At 60.1% G+C, this 838-nt stretch carries 2 protein-coding genes and 1 pseudogene; 1 reads left to right on the top strand and 2 read right to left on the bottom strand.

Annotation, left to right across the window (positions count from 1 at the left end; all coding sequences use genetic code 11):
* Window positions 1-267 (bottom strand): transposase (locus EA796_RS22925; protein WP_147459085.1); only part of this gene is annotated, 267 nt, incomplete at its 3' end.
* 64 nt (window positions 268-331) lie between these two features.
* Between EA796_RS22925 and EA796_RS22920 the strand changes: the two are divergent.
* A pseudogene (locus EA796_RS22920) lies at window positions 332-580 on the top strand (DNA-binding protein); the annotation flags it as partial.
* On the opposite strand, the gene EA796_RS22915 reads toward EA796_RS22920, so the two are convergent.
* A partial coding sequence (locus EA796_RS22915; protein WP_256679251.1) for an AlpA family transcriptional regulator occupies window positions 536-838 on the bottom strand: 303 nt, incomplete at its 5' end. The pseudogene EA796_RS22920 and the gene EA796_RS22915 overlap by 45 nt on opposite strands.

Below are 838 nucleotides of genomic sequence, written 5' to 3'. Positions count from 1 at the left end.
GCGCGGAGCGCCGGGGAGGCGGTTTTTTAGGATGTCTCGCTCTTCGGTGACACGCTTGAGTTCCGCACGCAGACGACGCAGTTCGGCCTGCTGATCGTCCTCTTTCTGCCGCTGCTCCTGCGGCTTGCTGTAGCGCTTAATCCAGGCATACAGGCTATGCACCGACATGCCCAAGCGCGCAGCCACCTCGGCAACTGGCAGGCCGCGCTCGGTCACTTGCTTGACCGCTTCGATTTTGAATTCTTCGGGGTAACGCTGGTTGCTCATGGCACCTCCTGATGGGCCTCATTATGAGGCTTGGAGGTGTCTACGAAATCAGGGGCGATTCAGCGTGTCGCGCCAGAACATGCGCAAGCTGATGTTGGCTTATCCGAGCAGCTTCCCTACACCAGTACATGAGGGCAGTGCTTCGATCTGGCACCTGGCGGACGTGCTGACCTGGCTGCAGGCCAAAGGCAGCTATTTGCTGCCTGGCGGTGTCTTGGACGTGGCTCAGGTGGCCCTGCAGGTCAATCTAGCCAAGGAAGAACGGCGGCTAACGCGCCCCGCCTCCAAGGAACTGCAAGCTCTTGTCGGATGAGGTCGGCGCCGACTTCATGCTTGGCTGNTTCCTTAGATAAACATCCGGCTTGCTGATATTGAGCCGAGGCGCCCGCTTGCGTTCCTCGATCCAGGCCTCCACCTCGGCCAGATCCCAGACCACGCAACGTGGTGTCAGGTTGAAGCGCCGGGGGAACTCGCCACGACGTTCCATCTCGTAGATCGTTGATTCAGCCAGGGGGACAATCTGTCTCAGTTCATGTTTGCGGATTGTGCGCCGGAAGGGCAGGGGGCTGCC

The sequence above is a fragment of the Pseudomonas sp. AOB-7 genome (assembly GCF_003696305.1).
GTDB lineage: Bacteria > Pseudomonadota > Gammaproteobacteria > Pseudomonadales > Pseudomonadaceae > Aquipseudomonas.
This window is presented reverse-complemented; position numbering and strand designations above follow the sequence as displayed.